Origin of the sequence: Rhizobium sp. OAE497 (assembly GCF_040546565.1) — a bacterium.
GTDB lineage: Bacteria > Pseudomonadota > Alphaproteobacteria > Rhizobiales > Rhizobiaceae > Rhizobium.
The window spans coordinates 326,764-342,106 of the sequence record NZ_JBEPOA010000001.1 but is presented as its reverse complement, the minus strand read 5'-3'; the positions used below and the strand labels follow the sequence as shown (position 1 = coordinate 342,106).

18 protein-coding genes are annotated in these 15,343 nt (G+C 60.5%); 16 read left to right on the top strand and 2 right to left on the bottom strand.

Annotated features, from left to right (window positions below; translation table 11 throughout):
• Nucleotide 1 precedes the first annotated feature (1 nt).
• The 15 genes from ABIE40_RS01740 to trmB all read left to right on the top strand — a co-directional run bounded on the left by ABIE40_RS01740 (nt 2) and on the right by trmB (nt 13,317).
• Nucleotides 2–961 (top strand): hypothetical protein, encoded by a 960-nt coding sequence (locus ABIE40_RS01740; RefSeq protein WP_130279203.1) that lies wholly within the window; start codon nt 2–4, stop codon nt 959–961.
• A 60-nt stretch (nt 962–1,021) separates the two neighbouring features.
• A complete protein-coding gene (locus ABIE40_RS01735) occupies nt 1,022–1,513 on the top strand; it encodes a universal stress protein (protein WP_112713727.1) in 492 nt (163 codons plus the stop codon).
• Between the two features lie 112 nt (nt 1,514–1,625).
• Nucleotides 1,626–2,192, top strand: a complete 567-nt coding sequence (locus ABIE40_RS01730) for a NifU family protein (protein WP_130279205.1) — start codon at nt 1,626–1,628, stop codon at nt 2,190–2,192.
• A gap of 99 nt (nt 2,193–2,291) precedes the next feature.
• Nucleotides 2,292–2,951, top strand: coding sequence for a tRNA (adenosine(37)-N6)-threonylcarbamoyltransferase complex dimerization subunit type 1 TsaB (gene tsaB / locus ABIE40_RS01725; RefSeq protein ID WP_112713731.1), 660 nt, complete (start codon nt 2,292–2,294; stop codon nt 2,949–2,951).
• Complete coding sequence (locus tag ABIE40_RS01720; RefSeq protein WP_246777525.1) at nt 2,948–3,448, top strand: GNAT family N-acetyltransferase; 501 nt, start codon at nt 2,948–2,950, stop codon at nt 3,446–3,448. Before tsaB ends, ABIE40_RS01720 begins: the two co-directional genes overlap by 4 nt.
• 38 nt (nt 3,449–3,486) lie before the next feature.
• Nucleotides 3,487–3,915, top strand: a complete 429-nt coding sequence (locus tag ABIE40_RS01715; RefSeq protein WP_112713735.1) for a Fur family transcriptional regulator — start codon at nt 3,487–3,489, stop codon at nt 3,913–3,915.
• Between the two features lie 30 nt (nt 3,916–3,945).
• Nucleotides 3,946–4,740 (top strand): lyso-ornithine lipid O-acyltransferase, encoded by a 795-nt coding sequence (gene olsA, locus ABIE40_RS01710; RefSeq protein ID WP_502944770.1) that lies wholly within the window; start codon nt 3,946–3,948, stop codon nt 4,738–4,740.
• A gap of 49 nt (nt 4,741–4,789) precedes the next feature.
• Complete coding sequence (gene miaB / locus ABIE40_RS01705) at nt 4,790–6,205, top strand: tRNA (N6-isopentenyl adenosine(37)-C2)-methylthiotransferase MiaB (protein WP_199626045.1); 1,416 nt, start codon at nt 4,790–4,792, stop codon at nt 6,203–6,205.
• A gap of 23 nt (nt 6,206–6,228) precedes the next feature.
• Nucleotides 6,229–7,281 (top strand): PhoH family protein, encoded by a 1,053-nt coding sequence (locus ABIE40_RS01700; protein WP_112713741.1) that lies wholly within the window; start codon nt 6,229–6,231, stop codon nt 7,279–7,281.
• Nucleotides 7,281–7,796 carry an rRNA maturation RNase YbeY gene (gene ybeY / locus ABIE40_RS01695; RefSeq protein WP_199626044.1) on the top strand — a complete coding sequence of 172 codons (516 nt, stop codon included), beginning with the start codon at nt 7,281–7,283 and terminating at the stop codon, nt 7,794–7,796. Before ABIE40_RS01700 ends, ybeY begins: the two co-directional genes overlap by 1 nt.
• Nucleotides 7,793–8,932, top strand: a complete 1,140-nt coding sequence (locus ABIE40_RS01690; RefSeq protein WP_199626043.1) for a hemolysin family protein — start codon at nt 7,793–7,795, stop codon at nt 8,930–8,932. The genes ybeY and ABIE40_RS01690 overlap by 4 nt, the downstream gene beginning before the upstream one ends.
• An 80-nt stretch (nt 8,933–9,012) precedes the next feature.
• Entirely contained in the window at nt 9,013–10,614 is a 1,602-nt protein-coding gene (gene lnt / locus ABIE40_RS01685; protein ID WP_199626042.1) for an apolipoprotein N-acyltransferase, read from the top strand.
• A 150-nt stretch (nt 10,615–10,764) separates the two neighbouring features.
• A complete protein-coding gene (locus ABIE40_RS01680; RefSeq protein WP_112713749.1) occupies nt 10,765–11,184 on the top strand; it encodes a helix-turn-helix domain-containing protein in 420 nt (139 codons plus the stop codon).
• 181 nt (nt 11,185–11,365) lie between these two features.
• Entirely contained in the window at nt 11,366–12,619 is a 1,254-nt protein-coding gene (metK, locus tag ABIE40_RS01675; RefSeq protein WP_112713751.1) for a methionine adenosyltransferase, read from the top strand.
• Complete coding sequence (gene trmB / locus ABIE40_RS01670) at nt 12,616–13,317, top strand: tRNA (guanosine(46)-N7)-methyltransferase TrmB (RefSeq protein ID WP_112713753.1); 702 nt, start codon at nt 12,616–12,618, stop codon at nt 13,315–13,317. Before metK ends, trmB begins: the two co-directional genes overlap by 4 nt.
• Before the next feature lie 31 nt (nt 13,318–13,348).
• Here the strand turns inward: trmB and ABIE40_RS01665 are convergent, their stop codons facing one another.
• Nucleotides 13,349–13,606: a BQ00720 family protein gene (locus ABIE40_RS01665; protein WP_112713755.1), complete on the bottom strand. Its 258-nt coding sequence runs from the start codon at nt 13,604–13,606 to the stop codon at nt 13,349–13,351.
• Between the two features lie 48 nt (nt 13,607–13,654).
• A complete protein-coding gene (locus ABIE40_RS01660) occupies nt 13,655–14,080 on the bottom strand; it encodes an Hsp20 family protein (RefSeq protein WP_112713757.1) in 426 nt (141 codons plus the stop codon).
• A 275-nt stretch (nt 14,081–14,355) separates the two neighbouring features.
• Here ABIE40_RS01660 and ABIE40_RS01655 point away from each other — a divergent pair, with 275 nt between their 5' ends.
• Nucleotides 14,356–15,300, top strand: a complete 945-nt coding sequence (locus tag ABIE40_RS01655) for a nucleoside hydrolase (RefSeq protein ID WP_199626041.1) — start codon at nt 14,356–14,358, stop codon at nt 15,298–15,300.
• Nucleotides 15,301–15,343: the final 43 nt, after the last annotated feature.

Here is a 15,343-nt window from a genome sequence, read left to right as displayed (position 1 = left end):
GATGACCCCGTTTGCCGCTATGCAGGCCGCTACGTATCTGCCCGATGCCGCGACGGTTGCCGCAAAGGCGTCGCAGAGCGGATGCCTGGTCTACCAGCCCTACCTCAACAGCGACCAGCGGGCGTCTCTCCATCCGGACGCGATCGCCTTCGATATCTCGTTCAATACGGATGCCAATACCCGCGAGTACGAGCTTTTCCGCACCCTCTACGACCACCACAAGGCTATCGGTCTTGATCGGGAGGCGTTCTGGGGTCTGGTCTCAAGCAAATTCGAGCTGAAGGCTGCGACGTCATTTTCGCATTTCGCATCGGAAGCAGCGAAGGCCAAGGACGCCGGGTTCGATTGCTATATCTACAATCCCATGCTCGCGAATGCCGCGATCTACATCAATGTATGGGAGCAAGGCATAGCGACCGGCCATACCGGCCTGGACAGGATCTGCGAGTATCTCGGCAACAAAGGCTACCCTGTCGTTCAGCCGCAGGGGCAGGATACGTTCTTTCTGTGCAACTACGTCTGCGGCAACGAGCGCTTCTGGCGTGGTTACTTCTCCTATTGCGAAGCCGTTCTCTACGGCCTCGATCAGGAAGCCGGCATGGGCCGTCCGGCAGGCCTCGCCTATCGCGGCGTCGCCAATTATGCCCGTGACAGAGGCGCCGGAATGCGGCCATTCGTGATCGAACGCCTGCTCGGCCTCTATGTGCAGACGGCGAGCGCCGAGGGACTGAAAGTCGCGACGTTCAAACCTCAGCCTGAGGATTTCGACCGAAAATTCGGCCATCGGCTGGGACCGGTGCTTTCCAAACTTTTCCATGAAAAGAACGAGGCGCTCGCCAGCAACCATCCTGTTCGCATCGAGGCCTGGAAGCAGGCGCGGCTCGCGATCACCTCGCGATCGGTGCTCGCGCTCCACGCCGACGATCCGCCGAACTGGCTGCCCAATGTCACAGGACCCTGAACATTGAGTTCACAGGCCGGGGCTTGCAAATTTTCGGGTTAGGGTGTCAGAGTCCGCGCCATGGTATCAAAGCGACTCTCACGTCTCGAAGGTCATCGCCGCAAATTCATGGCGGTCATTGACGGTACACCCGAATGCCAGCGTGCCGTCCACTATGCCGGCCGGCGCGCCAAGAATTCGAATGGCGGCCTCGTTCTCGTTTATGTGATCCCGGAAGGCGATTTCCAGCAGTGGCTGGGGGTCGAGGAGATCATGCGTGCCGAGGCGCGCGAAGAGGCGGAAGCCGTGGTCGCCAAATCGGCGCAGGTCGTGCGCGAGACGATCGGTATCGAACCGGAAATCGTCATTCGCGAAGGCAGCGCTGCCGAGCAGATCAACATGGTAATCGAGGAAGACCGGGACATCGCGATCCTGGTGCTTGCGGCGAGCTCGGCGAAAGAGGGACCGGGACCGCTCGTTTCCTCCGTCGCAGGCAAGGGCGCGGCCTTTCCGATCCCGGTAACGGTGCTGCCCGATACATTGACGAACGAAGAGTTGGACGCGCTGGCCTAAACCAGCAATTCTGGAGTCATTATCTCTTGAATGGCGCGTCCAAACGGCCTATTTTCTTTTGAAGAATTCTAAAGACGGTAACGAGCGACGGCTCGACCGCATGGAGAGCGACATGTTCATTCAGACCGAAGCCACCCCGAACCCCGCCACGCAGAAGTTTCTGCCGGGCAAGGTGGTGATGGAGAACGGCACGGCCGAATTCCGCAGCGTGGAAGAAGCCCAGGCTTCGCCGCTCGCCGCGCGCCTCTTCGAAATCCCGGGCGTAACCGGCGTCTACTTCGGCTATGATTTCATCTCCGTCTCCAAGGACAATGCCGAGTGGCAGCACCTGAAGCCGGCGATCCTCGGCTCGATCATGGAACATTTCATGTCCGGCAAGCCGGTCATGGGCGACGCCTCCATTCTCTCCGAAGATGCCGATGCCGGCGACGAGTTCTTCGATGCCGGCGACGAGTCGATCGTCCTGACGATCAAGGAACTGCTCGATACCCGCGTGCGCCCGGCCGTTGCCCAGGATGGCGGCGACATCACCTTCCGCGGCTTCAAGGACGGCAAGGTCTATCTCAACATGAAGGGCTCCTGCTCGGGTTGCCCTTCCTCCACCGCGACGCTGAAGCATGGCGTTCAGAACCTGCTTCGCCACTTCGTTCCCGAAGTGCAGGAAGTGGTCGCGGCCTAAACAACAGTATTTGCGCATGAATTCACCCGGCCGGGCTATTGCAGCACGGCCGGATGAATTTATTCTGCGCGCGGAAGAATTTATTCGGAAATTGATGGCATGATTGTTCTGGCGCTCGACACGGCAGGTGTGGATTGCGCTGCCGCTGTTTATGACAGCGGTAGTGATACGATGCTGGGGGAGGCATCGGACATGATTGGAAAGGGGCATGCAGAACATCTGATGGGCATCGTTGACCGCGTGCTGGCGCAGGCGGGAAAGAAGCTCGCGATGGTCGAACGCATTGCCGTCACGATCGGTCCAGGCTCGTTTACCGGTATCCGCGTCGGTGTTGCCGCAGCGCGCGGCTTTGCCCTCGCCCTGAATATCCCGACCGTTGGCATCACCACGCTCGAAACCATGGCCGCAGCCCAGCGCGTGAAAACGCCCGGCCGCGCCGTACTCGCAGCGATGGATGCCAAGCGCGGTGAAATCTATCTGCAGAGCTTTTCGGCCGAGGGCGAGCCTCTCGACGATCCCCGCGCCGTCACCATCGAGGAAGCGCAAGCCTTCGCCTCGACCTTCGATGGCGAGATCACCGGTTCCGCAGCACCACTGCTGCGCCCCGAACTGACTGGCGACTACGCCAATTCCTTCCCCATCTCGTTCGTGGCGCGCCTCGGCGCTGCCGCCGACCCGTCTTCCGGAAAGCCGAAGCCCCTTTATCTGCGTGGACCTGACGCCAAGCCACAGGCGGGGTTTGCGATTGCGCGAGTATGACAATGCTGGAAGCCTATCTGACGCTTAAGCCGGAATTCGAGATTGTCCCCATGGACGGCGACGACTGCCACGCCGTTGCCGTGCTGCATGGCGAACGCTTTGCCCGCCCCTGGGGCGATGGCGAATTTCACAGCCTGCTCAGCCAGGACAATGTCTTCGGCTTCGTGGCGCGCCAGACCAATGCCTTCCTGAAGAAGCCGCTGCCCGGTTTCGTACTCGCCCGCCAGGTGGCCGGAGAGGCCGAAATCCTGACGGTCGCCGTACAGGCCAAGGCTGCGCGCTCCGGTCTCGGCTGGCGGCTGATGCAGGCTGCGATGCGTGAAGCCCATGCGCGCGGCGGCGAAAGCCTGTTCCTCGAAGTCGATGCGGGCAACGCACCGGCGCTCGGTCTCTACCGCAAGCTCGGCTTCGAGAAGGTCGGCGAGCGCCGCGGCTATTACAAGGACGACAAGGGTGCTGTTTCCACGGCGCTTGTCATGAAGCGCGTTCTTCGCTAGTTCCCTTGCGGAACTGGAATCTGTTGTGAAGGCCGCCAATGACCGACGTAGCCAAGACCCTTGAGGAGCTATGCGCCGAACGCGGCATGCGGATGACCGAGCAGCGCCGCGTCATTGCCCGCATTCTCGAAGAATCTGCGGATCATCCTGATGTCGAGGAACTCTATCGCCGCTCCGTGAAGGTCGACGCGAAGATCTCGATTTCGACGGTTTACCGCACCGTCAAGCTGTTCGAGGATGCCGGCATCATTGCCCGTCACGACTTCCGCGACGGCCGCTCGCGCTATGAGACGGTGCCGGAAGAGCATCACGATCACCTGATCGACCTGAAGAACGGCGTCGTCATCGAGTTCCGCTCACCGGAGATCGAGGCGCTGCAGGAGCGGATCGCCCGCGAGCATGGCTTCAAGCTGGTCGATCACCGGCTGGAGCTCTATGGCATTCCGCTGAAGAAAGACGAACGCTGATCCGATGACCGCAGCAGAAGGCCTCCGCTGATGGTGTGGGTGCGCATGATCTATGCCGCCGTCGTCATTGCGCTGGCGAGCATCCTGCTGATGCCTTTCCAGCTGCTGGCGCTTAAATTCGACTGGAAGCTCCGCCGCACGCTGCCACGCGTCTGGCACAAGTTCGCCTGCCACGCTCTGGGAATCCGGGTCAGGGTCAAAGGCACGCTCGAAACCCGCCGCCCGCTGATGCTCTGCGTCAACCACGCCTCCTGGATGGATATCATGGTGATGTCGTCGGTGGCCGACGTCGCCTTCATCGCTAAGATCGAAGTCAGCGGCTGGCCGGTATTCGGCCATCTCGCCAAGCTGCAGAAGAGCGTCTTCATTGTCCGCGAGGAAAAGCGCAACACCGGCAACCAGGCGAACGAGATCGCCGGGCGCATGGCCGATGGCGAGATCATCGTGCTCTTCCCTGAAGGCACGACCTCCGACGGCAACCGGCTGCTCGAGGTGAAGTCCTCTCTCTTCGGCGCCGCCGCGATGGCCGTGCCGCACTCCCCGAGTGGCTCGGTTTTCGTCCAGCCTGTAGCGATCGCCTATACTGGTGTTCATGGCATCGCGATGGGCCGCTATCACCGCCCGCTGGCGGGCTGGCCGGGTGATGTCGAACTGATGCCGCATCTCCTCGATGTTCTCAGAATGGGGGCGCTCGATGCCGAAGTGAGCTTCGGCGAGCCGGTCGATTACCGTGCGGATTCGAAGCGCAAGGATGTCAGTGCGACGATCGCGCAGCGCATCCGCGCGATGCTGAACAGCAGCCTGCGCGGCCGCGACATCGCCTGAGACAAGATTTCGATTTTCTAGCGGGCAAAAAACCACTAAATAGCCCGCCATGACCCAAGACAGCGCCCTTCTTCAGGCCCCGGAGCAGCTCCCGAGCGAGAGCCTCCGCGATGGCAGCAACAGCCGCAAGGTCTTCATCAAGACCTATGGCTGCCAGATGAACGTTTATGACTCGACGCGCATGAGCGACGCTCTGGCCCGCGACGGCTATGAACCGACAGAGGATATGGAAGAGGCCGACCTCGTCCTGCTCAATACCTGTCATATCCGTGAGAAGGCAGCTGAGAAGGTCTATTCCGCCCTCGGCCGCCTGCGGGAAATGAAAAAGAAGAAGGCTGCCGCCGGCAAGGAGATGATGATCGGCGTTGCCGGTTGCGTCGCCCAGGCCGAAGGAGAAGAGATCCTGCGCCGCGCGCCGGCCGTCGATGTCGTGATCGGTCCGCAGACCTATCACCGTCTGCCGGAAGCGCTGCGCAAGGCCAAGGAAGGCCAGCGGATCGTCGATACGGAATATGCGCTCGAGGACAAGTTCGAGCATCTGCCGATCGCCGAAACGAAGAAGATCCGCTCGCGCGGCGTCACCTCGTTCCTGACTGTGCAGGAAGGCTGCGACAAGTTCTGCACCTTCTGTGTGGTGCCCTATACCCGCGGCTCTGAGGTCTCGCGTTCTGTCGCGCAGATCGTCGAAGAGGCGCAGCAGCTCGTCGAAGGTGGCGTGCGCGAGATCACGCTGCTTGGCCAGAACGTCAATGCCTGGCATGGCGTCGGCCCGAACGGCGAAGAATGGAGCCTCGGCGACCTTCTTTACCGCCTCGCCGACATCCCCGGCCTGGCGCGCCTGCGCTACACGACCAGCCATCCGCGTGACATGGACGACCGGCTGATCGAGGCGCATCGCGATCTGCGGGCGCTGATGCCTTATCTGCATCTGCCGGTTCAGGCCGGATCGGACCGCATTCTTAAAGCCATGAACCGCCGCCATACGGCTGCCGAATATCTGGCGCTGATCGAGCGTATCCGTGCCGCGCGGCCCGATATAGCTCTTTCGGGTGACTTCATCGTCGGATTCCCGGGGGAGACAGAGGCCGATTTTGAGGATACACTCAAGCTTGTCGAGGAAGTGCGCTATGCGCAGGCTTTCTCGTTCAAATATTCGACACGTCCGGGTACGCCCGGCGCTGACTTGAAGGACCAGGTGCCCGAAGAGATCAAGGCAGAAAGGCTCGAACGCCTGCAGGCGCTTCTCTTGAAGCAGCAGCAGGAATTTGCCGAATCCTGCGTCGGTAAAACGATTGATCTGTTGCTCGAAAAGCCCGGTCGCATGGAAGGACAGCTTATTGGGCGTTCTCCCTGGCTTCAGTCTGTGAATGTTGATGCAAAAGCATCGCAAATCGGTGACATTATTAAAGTGCGAATCACCGGAACCGGAACCAACAGCCTGTTTGCCGAATTTGCAGAGGGCTGAGGTTCAACAAGGAGCTCGACCGCTTGAACGGACAAGAATTGGTTTCTTCTTCACCGCGCCACCCACGCATTGCGAGCGACGCCAATCACTTTGTCCTGACGTTCGAGAACAACCGGTTCGCCAGCGAACTTTTTGGTCAGTTCGATCAGAACCTGAAGCTGCTTGAAGAGCGGCTTCATATCGACGCCCGCGCCAGAGGCAATTCCGTCGTCATCACCGGAGACGTGATCGCCACCAACCAGGCGCGGCGCACGCTCGATTATCTCTATGAAAAGCTTCAGAAAGGTGGCAGCGTGGAACGATCTGACGTCGAAGGTGCGATCCGCATGGCCGTTGCCGCCGACGACCAGCTGAGCCTGCCGACGATGGAAAAGAAAGCCAAGCTGACCATGGCGCAGATTTCGACGCGCAAGAAGACCATCATCGCACGGACGCCGACGCAGGACGCTTATATGCGTGCGCTGGAGCGCAACGAGCTCGTCTTCGGTGTTGGCCCGGCGGGTACCGGCAAGACTTATCTCGCTGTCGCCCAGGCAGCCCAGCTTCTGGAGCGCGGCGCCGTCGAAAAGATCATCCTGACCCGGCCGGCCGTCGAAGCCGGCGAGCGCCTGGGCTTCCTGCCCGGCGACATGAAGGAAAAGGTCGATCCTTATCTCCGTCCGCTCTATGACGCGCTGTACGACATGATCCCGGGCGACAAGGTGGAGCGGGCGATCACTGCCGGCGTCATCGAAATCGCCCCGCTCGCCTTCATGCGCGGCCGCACGCTCTCCAACGCCGCGATCATTCTCGACGAAGCGCAGAACACGACATCCATGCAGATGAAGATGTTCCTGACGCGTCTCGGCGAAAACTCGCGGATGATGATTACCGGCGACCCGAGCCAGATCGACCTGCCGCGCGGCGTCAAGTCGGGCCTTGTCGAAGCTCTGCGTCTCCTGAACGAAGTCGAGGGCATCTCGACCGTCCGCTTCAAGGATGCAGACGTCGTGCGCCATCCGCTGGTCGGCCGCATCGTACGCGCCTATGACGCGACCTATACGGCGCGCGAAGAAGACGCGGTCAATCAGGACTGATGACCCTGCTCGATATTCAGATCAGTGTGGAGGAAGGCGGCTGGCCTTCCGAGGATGAGCTGCAGCCTCTGGCCGAACGCGTGCTGGAGGCGGCCGCCGGTCACCTGAAGACGCACGCCAAGCAGAAGTTTCCGAAGATGGCGACCGAGCTGTCTCTGGTCTTCACCGACGACGAATCCATCCGGGCGATCAATGCCGAGTGGCGCCAGAAGGACAAGGCGACCAATGTCCTGTCTTTCCCGGCCTATCCGATCACGCCGGGCAAGATGCCGGGGCCGATGCTTGGGGATATCATCATCGCCAGGGAAACCGTCGAACGGGAGGCTGCCGAGCTCGAAAAGCCCTTCGATAACCATCTGACGCATCTGATGGTGCATGGTTTCTTGCATCTGTTCGGCTACGACCATATGAATAATGCAGAAGCCGAAATTATGGAGGGGTTGGAGACTCGCATTTTGGCGGATCTCGGCCTATCTGACCCATACGAGGGTCAAGACCTTAAATTGGAACCATGAGCGACTTTACAGCAAAACCCGCGGCAGACACCAAGGATGCCGACCAGTCTTCCTCCTCCGACGAGGGGGGAAGTAGTAGACACTCCGGACGATCTTTCTGGGCACGCGCGGCCCGCATCCTCCGGCCACAACAAGGCTCGCGCCTGCGCGAAGACATTGCCGACGCGCTGATGACCAGCGATACCGGCGATGACGCCTTTTCGCCCGACGAGCGGGCGATGCTTCATAACATCCTGCGCTTCCGCGAAGTCCGCGTTGCCGATGTCATGGTGCCACGCGCCGATATCGAGGCCGTCGACCAGACAATCACCATCGGCGAGCTGATGATCCTCTTCGAAGAGTCCGGCCGCTCGCGCATGCCCGTCTATGCCGATACGCTCGACGATCCGCGCGGCATGGTCCATATCCGCGACCTTCTCTCCTATGTCGCCAAGCAGGCACGCAACAAGCGCCGCGCCGGCGCCAAGACCAAGGCTGCCGAGCCGCTGGTCGAGATCGCGCCCGAAAACATCCAGAAGCCGAGCCGCGCCGCCAAACCGAATTTCGATCTGGCGCGCGTCGACCTGCAGAAAACGCTCTCCGAGGCGGGCATCATCCGCAAGATCCTGTTCGTTCCCCCGTCGATGCTGGCATCGGACCTGCTGCGCCGCATGCAGGTCAACCGCACGCAGATGGCGCTTGTCATCGACGAGTATGGCGGCACCGATGGTCTCGCCTCGCATGAGGACATCGTTGAAATGGTCGTTGGCGACATCGACGACGAGCATGACGACGACGAAGTGATGTTCAAGCGCGTCTCCGAAGACATGTTCGTTGCCGATGCGCGCGTCGAACTGGAAGAGATCGCCGCGGCGATCGGCCCGGATTTCGACATTGCCGAACAGGTGGACGAGGTCGATACGCTCGGCGGCCTGATCTTCTCGGCGCTCGGACGTATTCCGGTGCGTGGCGAAGTCGTTCAGGCGCTTCCAGATTTCGAGTTTCACATCCTCGATGCCGATCCGCGGCGCATCAAGCGCGTGCGCATCACGCGCAAGCGCCAGGCAATCCGCCGCCGCGTCAAGGCGGACGGTGACGGCGTTGGTGGCTCCGAGCAGGGCGACGATAGGCCCGCGGAATCTTCTGCGGCAAACTGAGTGCCCGTAAAGCACGACAAACAGCTGCTTTTTTGAAAGACTGCGAGCCGGGTTGATTCGCGGCTTGATGGGGACTGCGCATGGAGCGGCTTGCGGACAGGGTTATCCTGGTCTGGGGTTTCAAAAGGGCACTGCTGGCGATCCTGGCTGGCGCCATCGGCGTTATAGCGCTCCCCCCGATCGGCTTCTTTGCCGCGATGTTCATTTCCTTCACGCTGCTCGTCTGGCTGATCGACGGGGCGGCGGCCTCTCCGGAGGCAAGCTTTATCGGCCGTCTTTGGCCGGCCTTCATCACCGGCTGGCTTTTCGGCTTCGGCTATTTCGTTGCCGGCCTCTGGTGGCTGGGGCATGCGCTCCTGATCGATTCCGACGCCTTTGCCTGGGCTCTGCCGCTTGCCATTCTCGGCCTGCCAGCGGTGCTGGCGATTTTCTATGGGCTGGCGGCGGCCGCCGCGCGGATCTTCTGGTCGGAGGGACTGGGGCGGATTGCCGCACTGGCCGCAAGCTTCGGCCTGTTCGAGTGGCTGCGAAGCGTGGTCTTTACCGGCTTTCCCTGGAACGCCATCGGCTACGGGATGATGCCGGTTCCGCTGATGATGCAGTCCGTGCACATCCTGGGCGTCATGGGGATCACCGCCCTCTCCGTCTTCGTCTTTGCCGCCCCTGCCCTTCTCGGCACGCGTCAGGGCGCAAAGATCGGCGTGACGCTCGCCACCCTGCTCTTTGCGGCGCATGTCGGCTATGGCGGTTACGTTCTCTATTACTTGCCGAAGCCCGAGGCTGCGCCTGCCGACAAGCAGCCGGTCGTGCGCCTGGTACAGCCGATGATCGACCAGGCGGCAAAGCTCGACAGCGATGCCGACCGCTCGGCGATCTTCGAGAAACATCTCAAGCTCTCTGCGGAAGCGCCGAAGGATGGCGGCAAGAAGCCCGATATCATCGTTTGGCCGGAAACCTCTATCCCCTTCATTCTAACGGATAATCAGGACGCGCTGACGCGGATTGCCGATACGCTCGACGACAACCAGGTCCTGATCGCCGGCGCCGTTCGCGTCGAGGAAACCGGCCCCGGTAACGCACCGCGCTATTACAACTCGATCTACGTCATCGATGGCCGCGGGCAGATCATTGCAGCATCCGACAAGGTGCATCTCGTTCCCTTCGGCGAATATGTGCCGTTCGAGAATTTCCTCGATGATTTCGGCATCCAGAACGTCGTGGAAATGCCGGGCGGCTTCACCGCCGCCGCGAGCCGCGAGATGCTCAATCTCCCGAGCGGCCTCTCGCTCTACCCGCTGATCTGCTACGAGATCATTTTCCCCGGAGAGATGGCCGGCATCAATCAGGCCAATGCTATTCTCAACATTACTAACGATGCTTGGTTTGGATCTACGCCTGGACCTTATCAGCACTTTCAGCAGGCAAGAATCCGCGCAGTTGAGACAGGATTACCGCTGATTCGCGACGCCAACAGCGGCATTTCAGCGCTGGTGAATTCACGCGGAGAGATTATTAGTGGACTTAGCCTCAATGAGAGCGGTTTCATAGATGCAACTCTTGAGAGCTTTAAGGCCGATTCAACAGCAGGCTATCCACATCAAGCCTACTTTTGGTTGACTGAAACGTTGCTGTTTATGATTGCGCTGATTTCTCGCATGGGTTTTATTTTCAAGCAGAATTGACCGAAAACCCCTAAAATTGCATAGTAGTTCAGATCGGCGTTGTTAACGTATGCTTGAGGGTGGGTTAACGCCTCATGCAACGTGGCGTTACGGATGGGTTCAGGGAATGCCGGTTTCACTCGTTGAAATATCTTTTGTTAGGGCACGACCATGATTGAGAACAAGAAGAAGCCGAACCCGATCGACATCCATGTTGGCAGTCGCATTCGTCTTCGCCGCACTATGCTTGGCATGAGCCAGGAAAAACTTGGCGAAAGCCTTGGCATTACATTCCAGCAAATTCAGAAGTACGAGAAGGGCACGAACCGCGTCGGCGCCAGCCGTCTGCAGAACATCTCGAGCATCCTGAACGTCCCGGTTTCCTTCTTCTTCGAAGACGCCCCCGGCGAGCACGCCGGCGCAATGAGCGGCATGGCTGAAGCCTCCAGCTCCAACTACGTCGTCGACTTCCTCTCCTCCTCCGAAGGCCTGCAGCTGAACCGCGCCTTCGTGAAGATTTCCGACCCGAAGGTACGCCGCAAGGTCGTCGAGCTCGTCAAGGCGCTGGCCGCCGAAGCCGACTCCGACTAAGCGCTCCCAACAGCGTCCAATGACAGAAGGCGGTCGAAAGGCCGCCTTTTTCGCGTTTTTAAGGCAAAATTTGTCATTTAGCCGTAGATATAAAGATATATTTATGTCCTTCTGCGCTTGTTTTTCGAGCGTGAACTGAGTACCAATTCGTCGAACTTTATTCTTTGAGGGGAATCCCGGAATGCGCGCTAATTACCTCTTCACCAGTGAGTCTGTTGCCGAAGGTCACCCGGACAAGGTGTGTGACCGTATCTCGGACGAGATCGTGGATCTGGTCTACCGCGAAGCGGCAAAGACCGGCGTAAACCCCTGGGGCGTGCGCATTGCCTGCGAAACGCTGGCCACCACGAACCGTGTCGTGATCGCTGGTGAAGTACGCCTGCCGCCGAGCCTGATGAAGAAGGATAAGGACGGCAAGGACGTTATCAACCCGTCGAAGTTCAAGGCTGCCGCACGCCGCGCCATCAAGGACATCGGCTACGAGCAGGACGGCTTCCACTGGAAGAAGGCGAAGATCGACGTTCTCCTGCACTCGCAGTCCGCAGACATCGCCCAAGGCGTCGACAACGCTGCCGACCAGCAGGGTGACGAAGGTGCCGGCGACCAGGGCATCATGTTCGGCTACGCCTGCAAGGAAACGCCGGACCTCATGCCGGCGCCGATCTACTACTCGCACAAGATCCTGCAGCTGCTCGCCACCGCCCGCAAGAAGGGCGACGGCGACGTTGCCAAGCTCGGCCCTGACGCCAAGAGCCAGGTGACCGTTCGCTACGTCGACGGCAAGCCGGCGGAAGTGACCTCGATCGTTCTTTCGACCCAGCATCTCGACGAGAAGTGGGATTCGAAGAAGGTTCGCGCCGTCGTCGAGCCCTATATCCGCGAAGCTCTCGGCGACCTGCCGATCGCCAGCGATTGCAAGTGGTACATCAACCCGACCGGCAAGTTCGTCATCGGCGGTCCGGATGGTGACGCTGGCCTGACCGGCCGCAAGATCATCGTCGACACCTACGGCGGTGCGGCTCCGCATGGCGGCGGCGCATTCTCCGGCAAGGACACGACCAAGGTCGACCGTTCGGCTGCTTACGCTGCCCGCTACCTCGCCAAGAACGTCGTTGCCGCCGGTCTCGCCGACCGCTGCACGATCCAGCTGTCCTACGCTATCGGCGTTGCACAGCCGCTGTCGATCTATGTAGACCTGCACCAGACCGGCAAGGGCGTGACCGAAGATCAGGTCGAAGCCGCGATCCGCAAGAACATGGACCTGTCGCCGACGGGCATCCGCCGCCACCTCGACCTCAACAAGCCGATCTACGCAAAGACCTCGGCTTACGGTCATTTCGGCCGCAAGGCCGGCCGTGACGGCTCGTTCTCCTGGGAGCGCACCGACCTCGTGAAGGGCCTCAAGGAAGCCATCAAGCTCAAGGCCGCAGCATGACGGATATGGAACGCCGCGGCCGCGCGACCGAAGCCTTCTTCGGTCGCCGCAAGGGAAAGGCTCTACGCGGACAGCAAGCGGAAAAGCTGAGTACTCTGCTCCCGGCATTCCTCATCGATATTTCAGCGGCTCCCCCCGAGCCGCTGAAAGGCCTTTGGCCGGTTCCGGTCGAAAAGTTGCGGCTGGAGATCGGCTTCGGTGGCGGCGAGCATTTGATCCACCGCGCCCAGGAACTGCCCTCCACCGGCTTTATCGGCGTCGAGCCCTTCATCAATTCCATGCAGAAGCTGCTTGCCAGCGTCGAGGACAAGGGCGCCAGAAACGTCCGCGTCTATAACGACGATGCGACGCAGCTGCTCGACTGGCTGCCGGATGGCTGCCTCGACCAGATCGACCTGCTCTATCCCGATCCCTGGCCCAAGCGGAAGCACTGGAAGCGCCGCTTCGTCTCGCAGACGAACCTCAAGCGTTTCCATCGCGTGCTGAAGCCGGGCGGACTGTTCTGCTTCGCTTCGGATATCGATACCTATGTGAACTGGACGCTGCTGAAATGCCGCGACCACGGCGGCTTCGACTGGCTGGCGAGCAATGCTGCGGATTGGCTGACGCCCTACAAGGGCTGGCCGAGCACGCGCTACGAGGCCAAGGCACGGCGCGAAGGCCGTTCGTCCGCCTATCTGACTTTCAAGAAGATCTAAGCCAGCAGGCAAGTGACATAAGCCCGCACGTTTAGTGCAGGCTTACCGTCTTGAGCTCGTCTTCAGCCGCCTTGAAAAAGGTGCTGGAGCGGTTGTCCGTGAGCAGGATCGGCGTGCCGTCAGCGCCGAAAAGGGCCCAGAGGTCGACGCCAGGGTCGATATCGGGCGCTTCGGGGAAGCACTTCGATACTTCTTCAGTACGCATTTTGCGGATATAGGCGACCTCGCCGTTGCCGATACCGGCAAGTTCGGATTTGGTCAGGTGAGAATTCGCTTCTTTCATCAACATTCCTGTACCTCCAAGAGAAGGGACCAACGGCGCAATCGAACCGTTGTCCTACTGTGAGACCGAAATGTTAATTTTCTTGACCATGCGTGCGGGCTCCGGGCGAATTAGATCGACGGAGAGAAGACCGTTCTTGAGGCCGGCGCCGAGAACCTGCATGCCATCGGCAAGCACGAAAGTGCGCTGGAACTGACGCGCGGCGATGCCGCGATAGAGATATTCGCGCTCGCCCTGCTCGACCTGCCGGCCGCGGATGAGAAGCTGGTTTTCCTCGGTGGTGACATCGAGCTCATCCTCGCCGAAACCGGCGACGGCAAGGGTAATCCGCAGGCGCTCCGGCTGACCGTGATCGGCGGCAATACGCTCGATATTGTAGGGAGGATAACCGTCGCTCGCCTTGGAAATCCGCTCAAGCGTCTTTTCCATGGCGTCGAAGCCCAGGAGCAGCGGGCTGGCGAAGGGAGTGATACGGCTCATGTTTTCAAGTCCTTGATGCAAGCGACCTTTCCGGACCTAAGCTAGCATCCGGGCCTTGCTAATATGGGAATTGGCGCGCGGTCGCGCAAGGTTTTGCGGCCGCCGGGCAAGGACCCGGAAATTTTAGGGTAAACGCCGGCTTCGTCCTTGCTTGACAAAGCGCATGGAGGCTCTCATCAAATCGTCACCCGCGAGGGCTGCGCCGATTTGCGACGCAATCATAAACAAATGGTGCCTGCCAAAACGACGTGCACCTGAGGAGGGACCCGACGTACATGGCAAACCCCAGAAAGATCATCATCGATACCGATCCCGGCCAGGACGATGCCGCAGCGATCATGCTCGCCTTCGGCAGCCCGGAAGAGCTCGAAGTGCTCGGTATCACCACGGTCGCTGGCAACGTGCCGCTGTCCTACACCAGCCGCAACGCGCGCATCATCTGCGAGCTCTGCAAGCGCACTGACATCAAGGTCTTTGCCGGCGCAGACAAGCCGATCGCCCGCAAGCTGGTCACCGCCGAGCATGTGCATGGCAAAACCGGCCTCGACGGCCCGACGCTGGCCAAGCCGACCATGCCGCTGCAGCCGCAGCATTCCGTCGACTTCATCATCGAGACGCTGCGCCGCGAGCCTGAAGGCAGCGTGACGCTCTGCACGCTCGGGCCGCTGACCAACATCGGCCTCGCCTTCCAGAAGGCGCCAGATATCGTCGCACGCGTCCGCGAACTGGTGATGATGGGCGGTGGCTTCTTCGAAGGCGGCAACATCACGCCGGCTGCCGAATTCAACATCTATGTCGACCCTGAAGCGGCCGACATCGTCTTCCGTTCGGGTGTGCCGATCGTGATGATGCCGCTCGACGTGACCCATCAGCTGCTGACCCGCAAGGACCGCGTCAAGCGCATGGCCGACCTCGGCACGGCGCCCGCCCAGGCAATGGTCGAGATGCTGGAATTCTTCGAGCGCTTCGACATCGAGAAATACGGTTCCGACGGCGGCCCGCTGCACGACCCGACGGTTGTCGCCTATCTCCTGAAGCCGGAGCTATTCAAGGGCCGCGAGTGCAATGTCGAGATCGAGGTGAAGTCGGAGCTGACGGTCGGCATGACCGTCGTCGACTGGTGGCATGTGACCGACCGCGAGCGCAATGCCCAGGTGATGCGCTTCGTCGATGCCGACGGTTTCTTCGATCTTCTGATCGAGCGCTTCGCCCGCATCTGAGCGGCGGCAGACCGGAAAAGAAAAGGGCCGCTTCTCAGCGGCC

Excerpts from the sequence above, each read along its gene's own strand:
- ABIE40_RS01740 (WP_130279203.1), top strand. The coding sequence starts at position 2 with ATGACCCCGTTTGCCGCTATGCAGGCCGCTACGTATCTGCCCGATGCC.
- ABIE40_RS01735 (WP_112713727.1), top strand. The coding sequence starts at position 1,022 with ATGGTATCAAAGCGACTCTCACGTCTCGAAGGTCATCGCCGCAAATTC.
- ABIE40_RS01730 (WP_130279205.1), top strand. The coding sequence starts at position 1,626 with ATGTTCATTCAGACCGAAGCCACCCCGAACCCCGCCACGCAGAAGTTT.
- tsaB (WP_112713731.1), top strand. The coding sequence starts at position 2,292 with ATGATTGTTCTGGCGCTCGACACGGCAGGTGTGGATTGCGCTGCCGCT.
- ABIE40_RS01720 (WP_246777525.1), top strand. The coding sequence starts at position 2,948 with ATGACAATGCTGGAAGCCTATCTGACGCTTAAGCCGGAATTCGAGATT.
- ABIE40_RS01715 (WP_112713735.1), top strand. The coding sequence starts at position 3,487 with ATGACCGACGTAGCCAAGACCCTTGAGGAGCTATGCGCCGAACGCGGC.
- olsA (WP_502944770.1), top strand. The coding sequence starts at position 3,946 with ATGGTGTGGGTGCGCATGATCTATGCCGCCGTCGTCATTGCGCTGGCG.
- miaB (WP_199626045.1), top strand. The coding sequence starts at position 4,790 with ATGACCCAAGACAGCGCCCTTCTTCAGGCCCCGGAGCAGCTCCCGAGC.
- ybeY (WP_199626044.1), top strand. The coding sequence starts at position 7,281 with ATGACCCTGCTCGATATTCAGATCAGTGTGGAGGAAGGCGGCTGGCCT.
- ABIE40_RS01690 (WP_199626043.1), top strand. The coding sequence starts at position 7,793 with ATGAGCGACTTTACAGCAAAACCCGCGGCAGACACCAAGGATGCCGAC.
- lnt (WP_199626042.1), top strand. The coding sequence starts at position 9,013 with ATGGAGCGGCTTGCGGACAGGGTTATCCTGGTCTGGGGTTTCAAAAGG.
- ABIE40_RS01680 (WP_112713749.1), top strand. The coding sequence starts at position 10,765 with ATGATTGAGAACAAGAAGAAGCCGAACCCGATCGACATCCATGTTGGC.
- metK (WP_112713751.1), top strand. The coding sequence starts at position 11,366 with ATGCGCGCTAATTACCTCTTCACCAGTGAGTCTGTTGCCGAAGGTCAC.
- trmB (WP_112713753.1), top strand. The coding sequence starts at position 12,616 with ATGACGGATATGGAACGCCGCGGCCGCGCGACCGAAGCCTTCTTCGGT.
- ABIE40_RS01665 (WP_112713755.1), bottom strand. The coding sequence starts at position 13,606 with ATGTTGATGAAAGAAGCGAATTCTCACCTGACCAAATCCGAACTTGCC.
- ABIE40_RS01660 (WP_112713757.1), bottom strand. The coding sequence starts at position 14,080 with ATGAGCCGTATCACTCCCTTCGCCAGCCCGCTGCTCCTGGGCTTCGAC.
- ABIE40_RS01655 (WP_199626041.1), top strand. The coding sequence starts at position 14,356 with ATGGCAAACCCCAGAAAGATCATCATCGATACCGATCCCGGCCAGGAC.